The sequence below is a fragment of the Clostridium beijerinckii genome (assembly GCA_003129525.1).
In the GTDB taxonomy this organism is placed as follows: domain Bacteria; phylum Bacillota; class Clostridia; order Clostridiales; family Clostridiaceae; genus Clostridium; species Clostridium beijerinckii_D.
In genome coordinates this window covers 1,955,261-1,972,939 of record CP029329.1, presented here as the reverse complement: position 1 = coordinate 1,972,939, position 17,679 = coordinate 1,955,261, and the positions used below count along the sequence as shown (strand labels likewise).

Below are 17,679 nucleotides of genomic sequence, written 5' to 3'. Positions count from 1 at the left end.
TATACTAGTCTATTTTATATTCGCTATTTTTTGTTTCCAAAGAAAGAATGCTATTTTAAATAATACTGAATCATTAAATTTTCTAATATCATAAGTTGTATATTTCTGAATCTTGTCCAATCTATAAATTAAAGTATTTCTATGAACATATAACGCTTTTGATGCTTCACTTAAGTTTAAATCTAATTTAAAGAAAATTTCTATTGTTTTCATCATATCTTCATCTAATTTAGAAAAACTATCATTAAACTCATCTAATATTTTTATCTTAGTTTCTTCTTTTATATTATCCATAATCTTTTCAAATAAAAGACTATGTTGTCCAAATATCATTGTAGACAGTTTATATTTTTTTGCCAAATTAATCTTATATGCATTGTTATTATATAACTCATTTAAAAATTCATAGTCTTGAATATGACAATAACTTATATAGCATTTTTCATAAAAAGAAAGATATATTGTTTCACTTATACTTGATACATGTTCATTTATATCTTCAAATATTCCTATTAAAATTATAGTATCTTCATGATTCAATACTATAATATCAGTATCATTATAAATGTTTTTTAAAGCGTCTAATGCTTCTATTAATTTTTCTTTTAAACTTATAGTAATTAAAAATGTATCTTCTTTTATTTGTGGCAAAGCTTCTTTTATTTTTTCTTTTGATATACTTAAATTTTGCAATAATTGAGAAATAATTTTTTCTTTTCTATTATAATCGTCTTTGTATTTATCTTTAATACAAAATTCTAATATTTTTATAGAATCTTTATACTGTTCTTCAATTTTTATTTTTACTTGTTTTGTTCCAATTAAAAATATATCTTCCAATAATTTCCCTTTATGAGAATCAAGATTAGCTTTAAATATTATTTCGTCATCCATATAAAATTCAAAAGGTATTTCACAATTTTCATATATTTCTTTTAGATATTTTACTAATCCATTCATATTCTTACCTCTGCTATTTCTTATATTATGTCTAGCCATTCTTAGATATTATCTTTTTAGAAAATATCAACTACAAATTATGCTATCCTAGACTGCGCATCCACTAACTTTACGTATGCCCTTTTGTAGATATCATCGTATCTCTTAATGTTTGGTATCCATTGTAGAAAGAATATTAACTAAATTCAGGTGAAGTATAAAACTCCACCTGAAATTCACTTTACCTGATATCTAGCATTTCTAACGCTCCAATTATATTAACATATTCTTAATTCTGTTTCTTTATCAAATACATGAATATTTTCATGTTCTACATATAGTTTAATTTTATCCTTAGGTTCAGATTTAGTGCTTCCATCAACTCTTGCGGTCATATTATTATTTCCTGATTTGAAGTAAATATAACTTTCAGCTCCCATACGTTCAACAACTTCTACATATCCAGTAAGAGTTGCAGCTGGATTCATTGAAACAAGTTCTTCATTGTCATCTAAGTGCTCTGGTCTTATTCCAAATACTACTTCCTTGCCTACATATCCATTAGCTTTCAATACTTTTGCTTTATCGTCAGTAAATACTATACTGTTTTCTTCAAAGTTACAATATAACTTGCCTTCTTTTTCTACAACAGTACCATTTACTAAATTCATTTGAGGACTTCCAATAAATCCTGCAACAAATAAATTAGTTGGTGTATTATAAATATTAAGTGGACTATCAACTTGTTGAATTATTCCATCTTTCATTACAACAATTCTAGTTCCCATTGTTAATGCTTCAACTTGGTCATGTGTAACATATATAAATGTTGTTTCTAAATTTTGATAAAGCTTTGATATTTCTGTTCTCATTTGAACTCTTAATTTTGCATCAAGATTTGATAAAGGTTCGTCCATTAAGAATACCTTTGGTTCTCTAACAATTGCTCTTCCAAGAGCAACTCTTTGCCTTTGACCTCCTGACAAAGCCTTTGGCTTTCTATCCAATAAATGTTCAATATCTAATCTTTTTGCCGCATCTCTAACTTTTTTTTCTATTTCTTCTTTAGGTGCTTTTCTTAATTTTAAAGCAAAAGCCATATTATCATAGACAGTCATATGTGGATATAATGCATAGTTTTGGAATACCATCGCAATATCTCTTTCCTTAGGTTCCACATCATTAACTAATTTCCCACCTATATATAATTCTCCCTTAGATATTTCTTCAAGTCCTGCAATCATTCTTAAAGTTGTCGATTTACCACAACCTGATGGTCCAACAAAAACGATAAATTCTTTATCAGCAATTTCTAAATTAAAGTCCTTAACTGCTGTTACATTCCCTTCGTAAATCTTATAAATATTTCTTAGTGACAAATCTGCCATATTTATTTCCCCCTTATTTCATTTATATAATTTAAAATATTATTTCTTTATTTGTTATAGGTTTATTTTACTATATGTAACCCTTTAAATACTATATTGAAAAATTACAAAACTATATTATCTTTTTTGTGAAATAATATAAAAGGGAACAATGAACTTATGATTATAAGTATAATTTGGACTTTATCAATAAACACTCATACCATTGAAATACAATTGTATGTTATATTTCAATGATATTCCTTAATCATATTAAAAATTTTCATTGTGAAAAATTATAAATAAAACAATATTAGTTTTTATTAGTTATATTCGCTTAGTGCTTTGGGATACTTCTCTCTATCCCAAATATAATTATTAGCAATTAAAGCATCATCTCCTACTAAGAAATATTTATCCTTTTCAATAGAATCATTATTTGTAATATCTAATTGACGCCAATTCCCTTGCACCTTAACACTATTCCATGAATGTGGAATATCTTTAATTCTTCCAACAACAATTCTATTTTCTATACCTGCATAATTAAACATTTTATAAGCAGTCATTGAATATCCTTGACAAACAGCTAATGATGTAGTTAACCCTGAATAAACGCTTATTGATTTTAGTGTATAATCATATTCATATCTATTTACTATATAATTATTTATAGCTCTTACCTTTTCTAAATCAGACATTTTTATATTAATCAAAGATTTAGTAATACTTCTCAATTCAGTTTCTACATATTCTTCTTGTTTCCTTGTAGTTAAATAAGTTGTATCTATGGTTGTTTCTATACCATCTTTTGTAACATTTGCTTTAGGTTTTATTTCTAACCATGATCTTTCTAAATAATCATCTTTAGAATATGCATCCTTAATACATTTACGTATATTATCCTCAAATTCTTTTCTTGTTCCTGTATATAAAAAAGTAAAATTTGCATCTCTATTTTTAAAATGCCTATAAATACTACCTTCCATATCTTCTAGGTTCTGAACTTTTTCATATGCAAATGCTGTCAACGTCATAATTTGTATTATTATACCTACCATTATGATAGTTTTGAAAAATCTTTTCATTTAATATATATCCTCCTAAAACTATTCATTTTATCTTCTGTTTAAAAAAAAATCATTTATCTTCATTTCTATTTTACTTGGTTTATTTATTTTGTAAATATTAATTTATATTTTATTTATATTTATACCAACAAACTACAATTGACAATATTTATTTGTCCTTATATAGTATAATTTATAAACATTCTTAATGGAGGTAATGTTGATATGAAAAAACCTGTTATTGGTATAAATTCAAGTAGAGTTATTAAGCACGAAACTTCTTATTCTCATTCTGTTATAGAATCACTGAGTAATGATTATGTGGAATCAGTAATTAAGGCAGGTGGAGTCCCTGTTATACTTCCTATTCTATATGATGAAGAATCTATTAGAAGACAAGTTGAACTTCTTGATGGTGTTATTCTATCTGGCGGTGTAGACATAAATCCTTTAGTATATAATGAAGAGCCTTCACCTAAATTAGGTTATATATTTCCGGACAAAGATACCTTTGATCTCTTAATCGTCAAAATTGCTTGTGAACTTAATAAACCTATCTTAGCTATATGTAGAGGACATCAAATTTTAAATATTGCCTTTGGAGGTACCTTATATCAAGATTTATCAGATATGGAAGGCTGTTATATCAAGCACCAACAACAAACAAAAGATGGTGCAGCAACTCACACCATAGATATTACTCCGAATTCAATTTTACATAGTATTTTAGGAGATTCTATTGTTACTAATACTTTTCATCATCAAGCAATAAAAACTTTAGCTCCTGGTTTTAAAGTTACTGCTTATTCTAAAGATAATGTAATTGAAGCTATCGAAAAATGTGATAAAAACTTTGTTGTTGGTGTACAATTCCATCCTGAAATTATGACTACTTATAATGACAAAAATATGCTTAAACTTTTTGAAACATTTATAACTGCTTCATTAAACAACATATCATCTAACTACCATAAAAAATAAATTATGGTAGTTAGATAATTATCTCACCACACTTTATTATTTTATTATTTGTTAACTATGTCATATTCTGAAACATCTTAAATATATTCAATATTCCATATCCCCACTGTGGATTTGGATATACATCACCACTTCTTTGAACCGCTCCCTTTGCAATATATGCTTTTATAGTTTGAGAATACATATTAGCATCATTTCCATCGATTATTCCCCACTCAAATAACATAGCACAAGCTCCAGCAAGTATTGCTGATGACACACTTGTTCCGTTAACAATAGCTGTTGTATTATTAGGCGCTACAGTTAATGCATTTACGCTTCCTGCGGCAACATCTATTCTACTGATATAATCATCCAAAAATGCCATTCCAGAATAGCTTAAAATACTATTATTATTTTGGTTATATCCTGCTGCAGTTATTACATACTCTGAAGTAGCTGGATTCGTAATTGTTCCATATGGATCTGAAGAAATAAACCTAGTCCCACCAATACTCAATCCTTCTTGAGGTATCCAAGCATTAAATTTTCCATCTAAAATGGACTCTCCTGTTAATATAAGATTCCATATTCCTTCTTTTAGACCTGTAAATCTAATACGTATTAATTGATCTCCTGTATTGGCTTCTGGTAGATAATTATTAATTCTTATTGTTGTGTTTTCAAATAAAAATGAGTAAGTTTCCAAAGTATTAATTTCAGCATTTATTGCACCAGTATTTTCTCCTGAAGGTGATACTATATTTAAAGACATTATGTTTGGTGAGTCAATCCAAATGTAAGTCACAATAAATATTTGTTCTGGAGATACATATAGCTGTATTGATCTCGATTCATTAACTGTTGATATTATGCCCGAAGTATGAGTTCCACTTGCTCCTTGATTACCTGTTCCAGTAACTATAGCTATACCACTATTTCTAGATATGGATTCCATATATAGTTCTAAAATACCATTGCCTTTATGACTACCAAAATTACTTCCAAGTGGAAAATATATAATCATTGGCTTATTGCTACTCAATGAATATCTATATAAAAACTCTAAAGCTGTAAAAATAAAAACTATATCAAATATAGGAATTTGTATATTAAAATGCTTTTTATATACAATGTCTTCCATTAATTTTACAACTACAAAATTACATTCTGGAACTACTCCTTTTAAATCAGGATTTTTTCCACTCGCCCCAATAATTCCAGCCATGTTAGTTCCATGTCCAATCTCATCTTTAGTTTGCACTATTTCATAAGGTGACTTCCCTGTTTTTGAGGCATCTATAGCTTCTTGTATATTATCTTTAGTATAAACTGTTCCGAATGGAACCGCAAAATTGTTTGTATCTTTTTCAATGGGATTTATTGTTTGGTCCCAAATATATTCTATTCTTGTTTCTCCATTTTCTTTCATGAATTCTGGATTTAGATAATCTATTCCTGTATCTATAATTGCAACATCAACACCATTTCCCGTTAATTTCAAAGGCAAATCTAATTGTAAAAAATTAGCTTTTGAAGCTTCAATCGGTGAAATTTGTTCAAGTGTAAATATATCTGGTGTGGCCGCATATACTATAGATGAAAACATTGGTTCTTCCAAATTTAATTCAAGTTCTCTATTTGCAGATATTATTGCATATTTATTATTGATTATAGTTACATAATATCCTGGTTGTCTTGAGACCTCTTCATTAATATCTCCTTGATATTGAACAATATAATGATAATAATTGGGATCAGAAAAAATATTTCCTGAAGCCTTAAAATTTTCTTCCATATATATTACTCCTCATATCCCCTTAGGAATTCTTACAAATAATTTATTAATATAATATTCAATGTATTCATAATTTTCTTTAATATTTCTCACATTAGAATTATCTGTATTAGCTATTTGATTTTTCCTTCTATATGTTCCACTGATAATATTAAAAGTCCCTAATAAATCAAAGTCCCCATAACCAAATTCTCTACTTGGATATTTATAAATTTGATTTCTATTTGCTCCATACATTAAATAACTTCTAATCTTTTTTGTATACATAGTTGGATCATTCCCATCAACAATTCCCCACTGCAATAAAAGAGCACAAGCTCCAGCCACTATTGCAGTAGCCGCAGAGCTACCAGAAAATGTTGTAATTCCTCCTGAAACTTTTGTTGTTAAAATATCTATTCCTAAAGTTGAAATATCAGGATTAATTATGTTATTAGTATTGAATCCCTTACCAGAAGATGCAATTAAAGCATTATTATTTCCGTAATAAGCAACTGTAACTACGTTAACAGCCTCAGATGGATTTGTTATTGTATTAAAAGGATCTGATTCTAGAAATATTGTATTTTCTGGCAAAGTACTTTTAGCTTGAAGCCATATATCATATCTCCCATCAATTATATACTCCCCTATTAAATTAAAACTCCATATTCCAGGTTTTATATTATTGAATACAATACTTATAACTTCATGTCCAGTAAAATGTTCAGGATTGTAATATCTAACTGTCATTGTAGTATTTAAAAAAACAAATTTGTTTGGTTGAAATTTATCTATTTTAGCTTCAATAATTCCTGATGCTTCTCCTGTAGGCGAAATTACATTTACAGAAGCAACATTAGGTCTTCGTACCCATATGTCAAAGTGAAAATATTTTAATTCCCTTGGTATTTTTAAATCCACTACTTTTACATCTCCTACATTTTTAATATAACCAGATGCATGTCCTTGTGAATCGCCTTCATTTCCGACTCCTGCTACAAAACATAATCCTACATTACTTCCAAGGGATGTTACATATCTAGAAATCAGATTTGTACCATCATGACTTCCTTCACTACTTCCAAGGCCCATATAAATAACCATAGGTTGCTTAAGTCTCATAGACACTTTTCTTAAATACTCTAGTCCTGCTACAATTTCAGAACCATTATATACCGGAGTGTATTTAACATTATTTTCTATTAATTGATTTTTAAACTCAAAAGATTCTAAAAGTTTAACAATTACAAAATTACTATCTGATGCAATTCCTTGAAATTCATTATTATATCCTCTTGCCCCTATAATTCCAGCAACTTTAGTTCCATGACCAATTTCATCTTTTGAAGGTACTATTTCATATGGATCTCCGTTATTTTTATAAGTATTAATTGCATTATTTATTTGTTCATTTGAATACACCTGACCAATATATACAGAGTCATCAGTATTATTTTCTATTGTTTGATCCCATATATTAATTATTCTTGATGTATCATCCTCTCTAATAAATTCGTTATTTAGATAATCTATACCAGTATCTACAATACCTATTAATACACCTTTCCCATTTAAGTTCAAGTATGGATTTATTTTGATATTGTTTATATTATCTACAGAAGATGGCGAAATATCTTGTAATACATATATCTTTCTACTAGAATAAAAACTTATTTCTGGGACATCAATTAAAAGTCTATCAAAATCTTTAGCCAGCACTGATATAACTCCGATAGTGTCTGTAATTATATCCCCACATGCATAAGATAATTTATCTATTTTCTCTTTAAAATTTCCTTTATATTCAATTAAATAATTTAATGTATTGGGATTATAATATAAATTACAGTCACGTGAATTAGACATATTTAACTCCTAATATTATTTAGGCACTTTAACTAAAAAATAAGCCAAAATATACTATTATACTGACCTGTTATTTTTTGATGTGCCTTTTATTTACTACTATGTATATTTTTATATTATTTATTTAATACTTAAATTTAAAATACTAAATCAAATATGTATAATTTTACTGATTTATATTTTATAAAACAAAGGGACTGTTGCACAATGAATAAAAATTCATTAAGCACAGTCCCTTTTGCATAATTAATGTAAAATCTATTAATTTGTCATAAAAAAATAACAGTTGGAAGAATGTCGGAAAGTTATTCCTAAATTCTCTAAACTGTTCATTTTAAATATGCGAGATAAGCCATAAGCCGAGTTCTGTATTCGCTTGAGACTATATTTTATTGTATCAAATCATACTCTATTGTATTCTGAAAGTATTGATACAACTGGCTTTAAACCTAATTACATATTTTTCTATATCTATTTATATTTTATTATATTTTCACGTACAGTGGAAGTTTAGTGGAAGGTTACACTTTTATCATTAAAATATATAGTTCCATGTATTACAAAACTCTCCTCATGTTGGATGGTAGTTTCAACGTGAGGTGTGTGTTGAATAGTTATATTAAATTATAACTTAGTGCATTTTACTGTATCTATTTATCATTGGAAATAAATTAAACCTTAGATTAAAAATATCATATCTTTACATATTGTAATTTAAAATAATATAACATATCTTGTTGATGGTCGGAAGAAGGGTGGAATTTTTCATTCTTCCGACCATTCTCTAAGTTAAGTAATATCAATAATTTAAAGCTAATTCTTTTGATTTCATTCCTCTATAACTTTACTCTCTATATCAACTTCTTAATATATGAATAATGAGAAGTTACATTTTATTTAAAACTATATCTTTATTTATAGTTTGCATTATTTTAATATAATTTGTTTATTGCACATTCAGAAAGTAGATTTTGTATTTTCTTTCTAATCATAAATCCACGCAAGCTATTTATTTACCAAATTCAACTTCAAAATAGCGTTCTTTCTGACTAATTGAGCTGTAACTTGCATTCAAATCAATTTTTGTCACCAAATATTTTGTTGCCAATTCAAAGTTAAAATCAAATGTTTCAGTATATGTACTTTTTAACGTATATTTTTCAATTTTATTTGGGTTAAAACGTCTACTTTCAAATATTGAAATTAAATTGCTATCATTTGAAAACCATATTGAGTTCTTTAGTAAATTTTCATCAATATCTACAGCATTCCCTTGGAATGTAACAACTAATTCTTTTCCACTGCTTTCATTTTCACTTGTTGATGCATTTACCTTTCCATCAACATTTGATACCTTAGCTCCCACACCACAATTGGCTGCTTTTTTGTCAGAAATACTTTCTATTATTCTAACCTTTTTAGCTCCCATTTTTCCTAGGAGAATAATTAATTCATCATCCTTTTCTAATGCAAGTTTTTCATGGTAATATTCTAAACTTGCAAGTCTACTACTATTATATGGATGTAAAGTATATGTACCTATAGATAACTTATTAGTATTAGAATACTTTTTTCTAGCATCTTCCAAAGAAATTATTTCTAAATTTTCACTTCTATTTTTCATATCATCAATTAACAATTTTGATGTTTCTTTAACTATATTTTGCAATTCAATTTTCAAGTCATCTTTTATAAACTCAGAAAAAACTAACTTTGCTCCATTTTTTAAAATATTAGGAATAGGATTAAGAGGAATCATGTTTTGAAGCCTTTCAATATAAAGTTCTTCTAAAGCTTCTTTCGTAATCTTACTTCCATATTTAATATAAAATTCATTAGCATCATACTTATTCAATAAAAATTCATCTTTCTCAGAAGCCAATTGATTATCTGTTTCACCATGAATAACTTTTATAATTTTCATTATATCCCCCACAATTAATATATAATTTTTCATTTTCAATAAATAATGTTAACCTAGCCTTCTATATTTACCAACATAAACAAGCTAGTCTATTTCAAGGATTACAAACAACTATTCTTCAAAATCATCCTAACATTTTTATCAGAAATTTCATTATAATACTTGTCTGTTCAATAACATACTCAATTTCATTTTCATTCACTTTATCATTATGCTTAACATAATTATTTTGGTATTTTGTATAATAATTAATTATTTGAATTACCATATTTCTCAATTCATTAGAAACCCTTGTGTCCTTAAGCTTTCCTCCTAAATCCGCCACTTGATTTTCTAAGCTTTTTTCATTGTTTAAAAGTGATTTAACCAATAGTTCAAAAGACAATCTAACATCATCTAATATATTTCTCTGATAAATGCCTTTTTCAAACTTTTCTAATGCTGAGTTATATTCCTTTAATGCATTTACATAATCCTCAAGCCAGTGTTGCGTCTTAACAACTAACTCTGTTTGAGATATTTTATCTTTTGCAAGATGTCCATATCTACTAAGTAACTTTTCTTTTAATTTTTTCACTTCATTCACTTTACACAATTTAGGCAAAACACATAATTCATTCATAATTTGTAATTTCTGTTCATCACTAAAGCAAAGTAAATTTTCGTACAATGCTGTACGCTTATTAGGAACGGTTTTAGGAAATGGTGATTTTCCATAAGGTATAGAAACATCAAATTCAATAGAATATGCAGCACAAAATTTAGCAATCTCCGAGCCAGATAGTCCTTCTTTAGTTTCACCCAAAGTATTAGCTGCGTAATTTATAAATGTAGTATCCATCATTGTAATATCCCCCTTTATACTTTTTATTTATAGAGCTATTTTTATATGCAATACTATTTTACTATGATTTTTACCCATCAAAGACACACAACATATACAATTTTTATAACACTCTCTTCTTCTAATTATTGACCCAATGAGTAAGTTACGATAATATAAGTTTTATTAATAATAATCGATATATAAAAAAATATATCCATCATTAAAATTTAAAAATTCAACTATGTCTCTTGTGACTCAAAGGCAACTTCGCTCTCTTCAATTTTTAGGTTCAAATAATTTTTAATTTCAGTATGAACATTTGATATGTCTTTAATAAAAGAAATATTTAATTCCAAATTTTCTTTATAAAAATTCATATAAGATTCTCTTTGAAATCCTTTCTTCTTCTTTTTATCATTTGAATCCTCTGCTTTCTCTTTAGCGTTTATAGGCATCAAATATCTATAAATACTATTTTCTATATTACCTAATAAATCAGGTGTACATAAAATCAAATGATAATTTTGAAACCAGAACTCCTCAGTATCATTTTGTTTAAGTATTTCAATATCTTCACTTTTAAATATACTATCCTTCAAATAATATGAAATTAATATTTGATTATTTGATCTAAGCACAGTATCTTTTTCTTCTATTAATATGTCTGTAAAACCTAGTATTTTTATTGCATAATAAAAATATAACTGCTCCTCATTAAACGATTCTTGAAGTGATTCTTTATATCTTATTTTAAAAAACTTATATAATTTTCTATTATCAAAATTATCCATTCCATTAAACTTATCAACTGCATATAGCATAGATTCAGGCGAAAATTTCAATATAAAGCATAATTGGTGATAATCATAATTTTTAACTTGATATTTGCTAAAATTTAATTCTCTAAAATATTTCGTTTTAAAAAAATTGTTAATAAATATTTTCTTTAATTTATCATCATTTAATTTTGATAATCTATAAACTATTTGATTAATGAAATATAACTTATTATCATTTCTTTTTTCTTTAAATCTTATATTACAGTAAGCAATTAATTTTTTCCAATATCTTTCTACTAAGTTATAATTATTAAAGGTTTCATAAGTCCATATTTCTCTTTTATTCTCATTTCTTTCGAGATTATATCTTTCTAGTACTTTATCAAATATCTGAATTATTTTTTCATTATCATTCTTATTACAAAAGAAATAAAAATCATCAGAAAAATAGGAAAACTCGCAATCTAAACCTCCAATTTCCTTCTCGATATCATTACTAATGTTTGTTAAATTTAATTCTGCAAAATATAATGATAAATAATTGCCCATTATTAAACCATTGGTAGCTCCTAAATTCATATTAGATAAAAATCGCTCTTTACCTTTAAAATCAATTCTATGCGTATATACTCTTCCATAATACTCTTTTATATCCATCTTAATTAAGTTGTCATAAACACATAATTTTTCAAAGTCCTCATCTAATTGACTATCATATTCTCCTGATACAAAATCTCCGGTTTCGATATTTGCTGATAAACGTTTATGGACTGGATCCATACTTTTAATACTGCCAAAATTGTCCATGTCTTTAAACTGTTCATATGCACATGCAAAATTTAAGATATTAGGTATCTTAAGTGTACGATACTTATCATCTTGTTTTTTTACTCTAAAATTAAAAGGTTCAACCCAACATAAATTTTCAATATTGAACGAAGATACGTTATTTGGCAATTTAATGTTATCTGTGTTCAAAAAGTTTTTAACTGGATTTTTAAAATTATATACGTTATTAAGTTCTCCCATTTCCCACTCACCCACAAATTCAAATTTTAGTAATATTGATCTTTGATATTAGCAATTTTATAATTATCAAATAATTTATCTATTTAAATGTAAATCACTTCACATTATAGACATAATAAACACTTTTAATATTATTCCTCTAATTTCATCTAAAATAAATTAAGAATAAATTATTTCTTTATTCATAAATAATCTATTCTTAATTATACTACAATATTTTATTATTTTACCTATATTTTGCCAATAATTTTTACCATTTAAAATTTTTCTTTCTTAATAATTATTATCTCTTATACTAAGTGTTCTTTCTCTTAAAAGTAATTAGGAAGTCACTTTTCTCTAATACAAAATTCCTATTAAAAATATACTTACTTAGTAATAGTGGATTGGAGTTAAATGGGATAAAAACTTCGTTTTCTGTTTCATAAAAATAGATATCACTATCCCATATTTCTAGTAATTTATTTGCTGCCAACGAAATGCCTATTTTAGTCAGTTTGATAAGATGATTGTATTTTTCAAATATTTCTTCTATTAGACATGCCTCTTTAAGTAAAACTATTTTCTCTTGTGAAATAAAGTTTTTCAGTTTATTTACATCTACCCAATTTTCAAACTCATTTTGAACATAATAAATCCTTTCTAAATCCTGTACATATTTATTATAGCTATGTCCAATAAATATAAGATAAAGTTGTTTAATAGTTTTTAGCAAAAACTTTTCGTCCATTAATTTTTTTATATAGTTCTCACTTATATTGATAAAACCATTAGTAAATACATTTCCATTTTGAGGAGCAATTATATATTCAATGAAAATATTACATATATTCTTATTATCAACTTTAAGCTTCTCTAATATTTTTATTTGTTCAGCTTGAGATGCACAACTTAAATTCCTAACAAAAAACAAATATTCGAGGTAAATCAAAAATTCTAATGACTTCTTCTGTTCGTTTGAAAATTGAACAATAAACTCTTTTCTATACCTAGAACTAAGTCGTTCCGAGAATGTTGGTTCAATACCTACACCATTAAAAAATATTCCCCATTCCATTAGTCTATTCTCTACTTCCTTAGTCCGTGCTAAATCGAGTTTGCACCTCATAATATACAATTTAACATCTTGTAAAATAGCTTCATTCTCATATTCAAAATACATAAGAATATGATCAAAATTATTAAAAGCTTCTAAGATTTTATCTATTTTAAAAGGGTTAATATTACTTACTGTATAATTATGGGATACTTTTTTATATATTAAGTCTAATAGTTCACAATCTTCCCTATTTGTGGTATTATAAATTTCCAAACTCTCTCTCAAACTCAAAATTGTCATCTCCCAACAACTTGTTTGCATCTAACTTTTTCAAAGAAACTTTCCATTTGTAAATATATTGTTCTTTACTTTTCACTTTTTCCTCATCAGAATCAGAATTTATTAAATAAAACATCAAACTTTTTGTTATTTTATTCAATCTATAAGGTGTACTAACTAAAGTTCCTATTCTAAAACTATCTTCAATTTCAGTTCTTCCTCGATAACCTGCCGCAATCATAACATCTACATTTGTAATTGGATAATTCTCAATTAATTTCCCTATACACAATCTTTTCAATCTGCCATTGTTAAATTCATCAACCCAATGTATCCTTTCAGTATCACAAGTATTTTGATTTATGACTCTAATTCCTGAAACTGCACGAATTTTGTCCATATCCTTTATTTCATAAGCAACTACGAGTACACTTCTTTCCTCAATACTTTTTAACACATAATTTATAAACTGAAATTTTGATAAATCTGAATTTCTTAAATCAACCTCATAACATTCCAGCCTCTTTTGATATAAATTATTAACTAACTCGTCAGAAGATATATTATAGGTTATTCCTCCAAATAGATTAAGAAGGCTACGTTCCATACCATCAGTCCTACTTAACGTAGAATCCAGCGCAAATTTATATGTTGACTTTAAATATAACAAATCTACTGCTTTCTCAGTAACTACCTTATGAGCATCATCGTATATTACTAATCCCCAATTATTTTCAAACAGCCTCTCAAATATTGAATCATCTGTTGTAGTTCTTATAATATCGTAAGTGTAAATGTTGATTTTACTTATTTTATTTATGTTAGAATCGTTAATACATACTGAAATATCCTTATTAGAAATATCTAAATATTTGAGAAGCATCTCCTTCCATCTTAAACAATTATCTTTGTTTTCACACAATATTAGAGTGACTTTTTTAAAGTATTGAATTAGATTCATAGCTACATATGTCTTTCCAGAACCTACTGGCATTACTGTAAGTCCTCTTTTCCTATGGACCAGAGCATCAAAAGCTTGTGTTTGATAGTATCTTGGAATTATATCTTCTTTAAAATTAAAATCTACAGTTCCATCTGTATCAATAGTAGGAAATGTTATATTTACATCTTTTTCGGCCAAGCGTTCTATCAACTTCAAATTACCTTTTCTAGGATAAGTGTATAACTTTTTCTCACTATCTGACTTAAGTTTATCATTTATCTTTTTATCTTTTTCTAAGAATGAAGGATCCCCTTTCATTATCCTAATAATAATTTCCGCTTTACTTAAAGTTAAACTTACCACTTTCATATTTTCTTCTATTTCTTTTAAATGCTCCATTAAAACATCTGGTATTTCATTGTAGCTATATCTATTTAGAAATCTAATAAATTCATTTTTAGATTCACCACCCATCAATAAAAGAGATGCAATAGAATGATTTTCAATTTTATATACCTCAATTTTATCTGTATATTGGACTTGTACAGTTGTTTTCTTTAAATAATTACTAATCTCAATCTCATTACTAGCTGAAAATTTCTTGTAAAAATATATAGTTCCATCTTTATGAATAATCAATGGAAGACTCAATTACTATCACCTTTTAAAAAGTATTTGTTATAACTTATGATAGCTTGTACACCTTTATTCTAACAATATTGTAGCAATGTCGCCTAAACTTTTATCCAACTTCCACTTTCGTCAACTCTAAAGCCATCAGGAGTGATACAATCACAATACATTCTCCCTCTTTCATCAAAACAGTACCAACCACTATCCACCAAAACCCACAAATGCTTCCCACTACTTCCTCTAATCATCTTACAATCAGAATCTAGGTAATACCAAGCCTTATCACTTTCATCATAATACCAGGCATCTTGTAGCGCATACCCCCTACTATCAAATATATACCATTCCCCATCAATTTCCTTCCATCCATTTTTTGATGTGTAATAATACTTATTTATAATATCTATAGTATACCACCATCCAACTTCGTTACTATTCCAACCTCGTTTCCATTCCCCATCACTAGAAACACCAGCTCTGACTAATCCACTAACAATAGCCCTAGCAATAACTTCAGCATCATAAACATCTGCATCATCACTATCAGCAAACAAACATTCAACTAAAATTGCAGGCATAACAGTTCTATTTAGTACAATAAGACTTCTTGCCTTTACCCCCCTATTAGGTAAGTTTAAAGAACTTGCTAAAGCATTACTTATTTTCACAGCATACTGATTAGCTACCTCTGACTTTCCAGCAACACATATTTCTGGCCCTGTTCCTCCCCCTGCATTAATATGAATTTCAATATACAATTCCACATCTGTAGTTTCAGCTGTAGCATTTGCTTTATTGGCTCTTTCAAAACAATCCTCACAATTATAACTATTACTTTCATCCACTCTAAGTAAATTGACTCCATGCCCTTTCTCTTGCAAATACTCTGTAACCAAAGCTCCAATTTGACGATTGCAATTGCTCTCATTAAGCCTATCAATAACCCCACATCCAACATTTCCACTAGCAGTATGACCTACAGCTATTATATAATTACTCATTTTTACGCATCTCCTTTATAATCTTTAATTTTTTTGCATTTACACCTAAGTTATACACCTTTAAAAAATGCAGCTATGCTGCAATTAAGAACTTTAAACAAATACTCTAAAACAACATAAACTTAATTAATTTTCTATTTCTATATAAGTTATATGTCGTTTAGCCATATATACTATATGTAGAGGTAAATTTAACAACAAACACAATATATGTAAATTAATTAGTTCTATTCATAACTCTTACTTAAAAAGGAGGTTTATATGGATTTTGATTATATTGAAGCTTTAGTTACCAAATGTAAAAATAATGATGAAGCAGCAAAAGAAAAACTCGCTACAGAATTTAGACCTTTAATCTACAATATTTCTAAACGAACCTTTATTGATAGTTATGACATACAAGATATACAGAATGAATGTTATAAATCCCTTTTCAAATGTGTTTCCATGTACAATTTAGAAAAGCATAGATTCGTTGCCTATGCTACTAATGCTATTAAAAATAATATAGGAGATTTAATCAAAAGAATTAAAACCAGAAGATCTACAGAAGGTAGTGATGCATTAAGCCTACATGATGATGTTGAAAAAGAATTTCCTTCAGATGAAATCTCCACTGAAATTTCATTATGTGAAATGTGTGACTTCCAAGATTTAAGGCTGGCTCTTAAGAATTTAAATGAAGAGGAAATGGATTTTATAAATTTTGTATTCTTTAAAAGTAATACAGTTAAAGACTATGCTTATCTTAAAAATATGTGTTACTCTACTGCTATTGTAAAAAAGAAAACTATTTTAAAAAAGATATTCAATAATATTTCTCTATATTATCAAAATTCTAATGCTCAAAAAATCCAAGGCTAATATGCCTTGGATTTTTTTAGTCTAGTGTATTGTAAACAATTATTTAGGAATTTTAAAATCAATTATAAATAAATACTATTAATATTTATTTACATTACCTTCTAAAATGTACTTTTAATAAATTATTTTTATACTTTAATCAAGCTTATATTATATACTTTTGCTTAAATATTTATCATTTTTTCCTTTCACATTTTCCCACAATTCTTCTGGCAACTCATCATATGGTAACCTTAAATATCTAGCTATTAAATATTCTTTATCACACGCTTTAGATGTTACTTCTTCTAAGATGTTTTTATCTACATTAACCATACTAATTGGCTTGGTCACATCTATTCCATTCTAGATATATTCCTGTTTTTCTTCTTCATAAGATT

14 protein-coding genes are annotated in these 17,679 nt (G+C 27.0%); 2 read left to right on the top strand and 12 right to left on the bottom strand.

Annotation, left to right across the window (positions count from 1 at the left end):
- Nucleotides 1-9 precede the first annotated feature (9 nt).
- The 3 genes from DIC82_08710 to DIC82_08700 form a co-directional block, all read right to left on the bottom strand.
- The gene (locus DIC82_08710) at nt 10-960 is read right to left on the bottom strand and encodes a PucR family transcriptional regulator (GenBank protein ID AWK51091.1); all 951 of its coding nucleotides are present in this window, start codon (nt 958-960) and stop codon (nt 10-12) included.
- Between the two features lie 257 nt (nt 961-1,217).
- Complete coding sequence (locus tag DIC82_08705; protein AWK51090.1) at nt 1,218-2,327, bottom strand: sugar ABC transporter ATP-binding protein; 1,110 nt, start codon at nt 2,325-2,327, stop codon at nt 1,218-1,220.
- 302 nt (nt 2,328-2,629) lie between these two features.
- On the bottom strand, nt 2,630-3,394 hold the full coding sequence (locus DIC82_08700; GenBank protein ID AWK51089.1) for a transglutaminase: 765 nt from the start codon (nt 3,392-3,394) through the stop codon (nt 2,630-2,632).
- 207 nt (nt 3,395-3,601) lie between these two features.
- On the opposite strand from DIC82_08700, the gene DIC82_08695 reads away from it, so the two are divergent.
- On the top strand, nt 3,602-4,357 hold the full coding sequence (locus DIC82_08695) for a gamma-glutamyl-gamma-aminobutyrate hydrolase (GenBank protein ID AWK51088.1): 756 nt from the start codon (nt 3,602-3,604) through the stop codon (nt 4,355-4,357).
- 55 nt (nt 4,358-4,412) lie between these two features.
- Here the strand turns inward: DIC82_08695 and DIC82_08690 are convergent, their stop codons facing one another.
- From DIC82_08690 to DIC82_08655, 8 genes are all read right to left on the bottom strand, one after another.
- The gene (locus DIC82_08690; GenBank protein AWK51087.1) at nt 4,413-6,134 is read right to left on the bottom strand and encodes a peptidase S8; all 1,722 of its coding nucleotides are present in this window, start codon (nt 6,132-6,134) and stop codon (nt 4,413-4,415) included.
- 12 nt (nt 6,135-6,146) lie between these two features.
- On the bottom strand, nt 6,147-7,982 hold the full coding sequence (locus DIC82_08685) for a peptidase S8 and S53 subtilisin kexin sedolisin (protein AWK51086.1): 1,836 nt from the start codon (nt 7,980-7,982) through the stop codon (nt 6,147-6,149).
- A gap of 1,009 nt (nt 7,983-8,991) precedes the next feature.
- The gene (locus DIC82_08680; GenBank protein AWK51085.1) at nt 8,992-9,906 is read right to left on the bottom strand and encodes a hypothetical protein; all 915 of its coding nucleotides are present in this window, start codon (nt 9,904-9,906) and stop codon (nt 8,992-8,994) included.
- Nucleotides 9,907-10,030: 124 nt separating this feature from the next.
- A complete protein-coding gene (locus DIC82_08675) occupies nt 10,031-10,750 on the bottom strand; it encodes a hypothetical protein (GenBank protein AWK51084.1) in 720 nt (239 codons plus the stop codon).
- A gap of 221 nt (nt 10,751-10,971) precedes the next feature.
- Nucleotides 10,972-12,540 (bottom strand): hypothetical protein, encoded by a 1,569-nt coding sequence (locus tag DIC82_08670; GenBank protein ID AWK51083.1) that lies wholly within the window; start codon nt 12,538-12,540, stop codon nt 10,972-10,974.
- 295 nt (nt 12,541-12,835) lie between these two features.
- Nucleotides 12,836-13,870, bottom strand: a complete 1,035-nt coding sequence (locus DIC82_08665; protein ID AWK51082.1) for a hypothetical protein — start codon at nt 13,868-13,870, stop codon at nt 12,836-12,838.
- Nucleotides 13,839-15,452 carry a hypothetical protein gene (locus DIC82_08660; protein AWK51081.1) on the bottom strand — a complete coding sequence of 538 codons (1,614 nt, stop codon included), beginning with the start codon at nt 15,450-15,452 and terminating at the stop codon, nt 13,839-13,841. Before DIC82_08660 ends, DIC82_08665 begins: the two co-directional genes overlap by 32 nt.
- An 83-nt stretch (nt 15,453-15,535) precedes the next feature.
- Nucleotides 15,536-16,435, bottom strand: coding sequence for an N-acetylmuramoyl-L-alanine amidase (locus DIC82_08655; GenBank protein ID AWK51080.1), 900 nt, complete (start codon nt 16,433-16,435; stop codon nt 15,536-15,538).
- A gap of 261 nt (nt 16,436-16,696) precedes the next feature.
- Here DIC82_08655 and DIC82_08650 point away from each other — a divergent pair, with 261 nt between their 5' ends.
- Nucleotides 16,697-17,299: a sigma-70 family RNA polymerase sigma factor gene (locus DIC82_08650; protein ID AWK51079.1), complete on the top strand. Its 603-nt coding sequence runs from the start codon at nt 16,697-16,699 to the stop codon at nt 17,297-17,299.
- 150 nt (nt 17,300-17,449) lie between these two features.
- On the opposite strand, the gene DIC82_08645 is transcribed toward DIC82_08650, so the two are convergent.
- Entirely contained in the window at nt 17,450-17,632 is a 183-nt protein-coding gene (locus DIC82_08645) for a hypothetical protein (GenBank protein ID AWK51078.1), read from the bottom strand.
- Nucleotides 17,633-17,679 lie beyond the last annotated feature (47 nt).

Excerpts from the sequence above, each read along its gene's own strand:
- DIC82_08710 (AWK51091.1), bottom strand. The coding sequence starts at position 960 with ATGAATGGATTAGTAAAATATCTAAAAGAAATATATGAAAATTGTGAA.
- DIC82_08705 (AWK51090.1), bottom strand. The coding sequence starts at position 2,327 with ATGGCAGATTTGTCACTAAGAAATATTTATAAGATTTACGAAGGGAAT.
- DIC82_08700 (AWK51089.1), bottom strand. The coding sequence starts at position 3,394 with ATGAAAAGATTTTTCAAAACTATCATAATGGTAGGTATAATAATACAA.
- DIC82_08695 (AWK51088.1), top strand. The coding sequence starts at position 3,602 with ATGAAAAAACCTGTTATTGGTATAAATTCAAGTAGAGTTATTAAGCAC.
- DIC82_08690 (AWK51087.1), bottom strand. The coding sequence starts at position 6,134 with ATGGAAGAAAATTTTAAGGCTTCAGGAAATATTTTTTCTGATCCCAAT.
- DIC82_08685 (AWK51086.1), bottom strand. The coding sequence starts at position 7,982 with ATGTCTAATTCACGTGACTGTAATTTATATTATAATCCCAATACATTA.
- DIC82_08680 (AWK51085.1), bottom strand. The coding sequence starts at position 9,906 with ATGAAAATTATAAAAGTTATTCATGGTGAAACAGATAATCAATTGGCT.
- DIC82_08675 (AWK51084.1), bottom strand. The coding sequence starts at position 10,750 with ATGATGGATACTACATTTATAAATTACGCAGCTAATACTTTGGGTGAA.
- DIC82_08670 (AWK51083.1), bottom strand. The coding sequence starts at position 12,540 with ATGGGAGAACTTAATAACGTATATAATTTTAAAAATCCAGTTAAAAAC.
- DIC82_08655 (AWK51080.1), bottom strand. The coding sequence starts at position 16,435 with ATGAGTAATTATATAATAGCTGTAGGTCATACTGCTAGTGGAAATGTT.
- DIC82_08650 (AWK51079.1), top strand. The coding sequence starts at position 16,697 with ATGGATTTTGATTATATTGAAGCTTTAGTTACCAAATGTAAAAATAAT.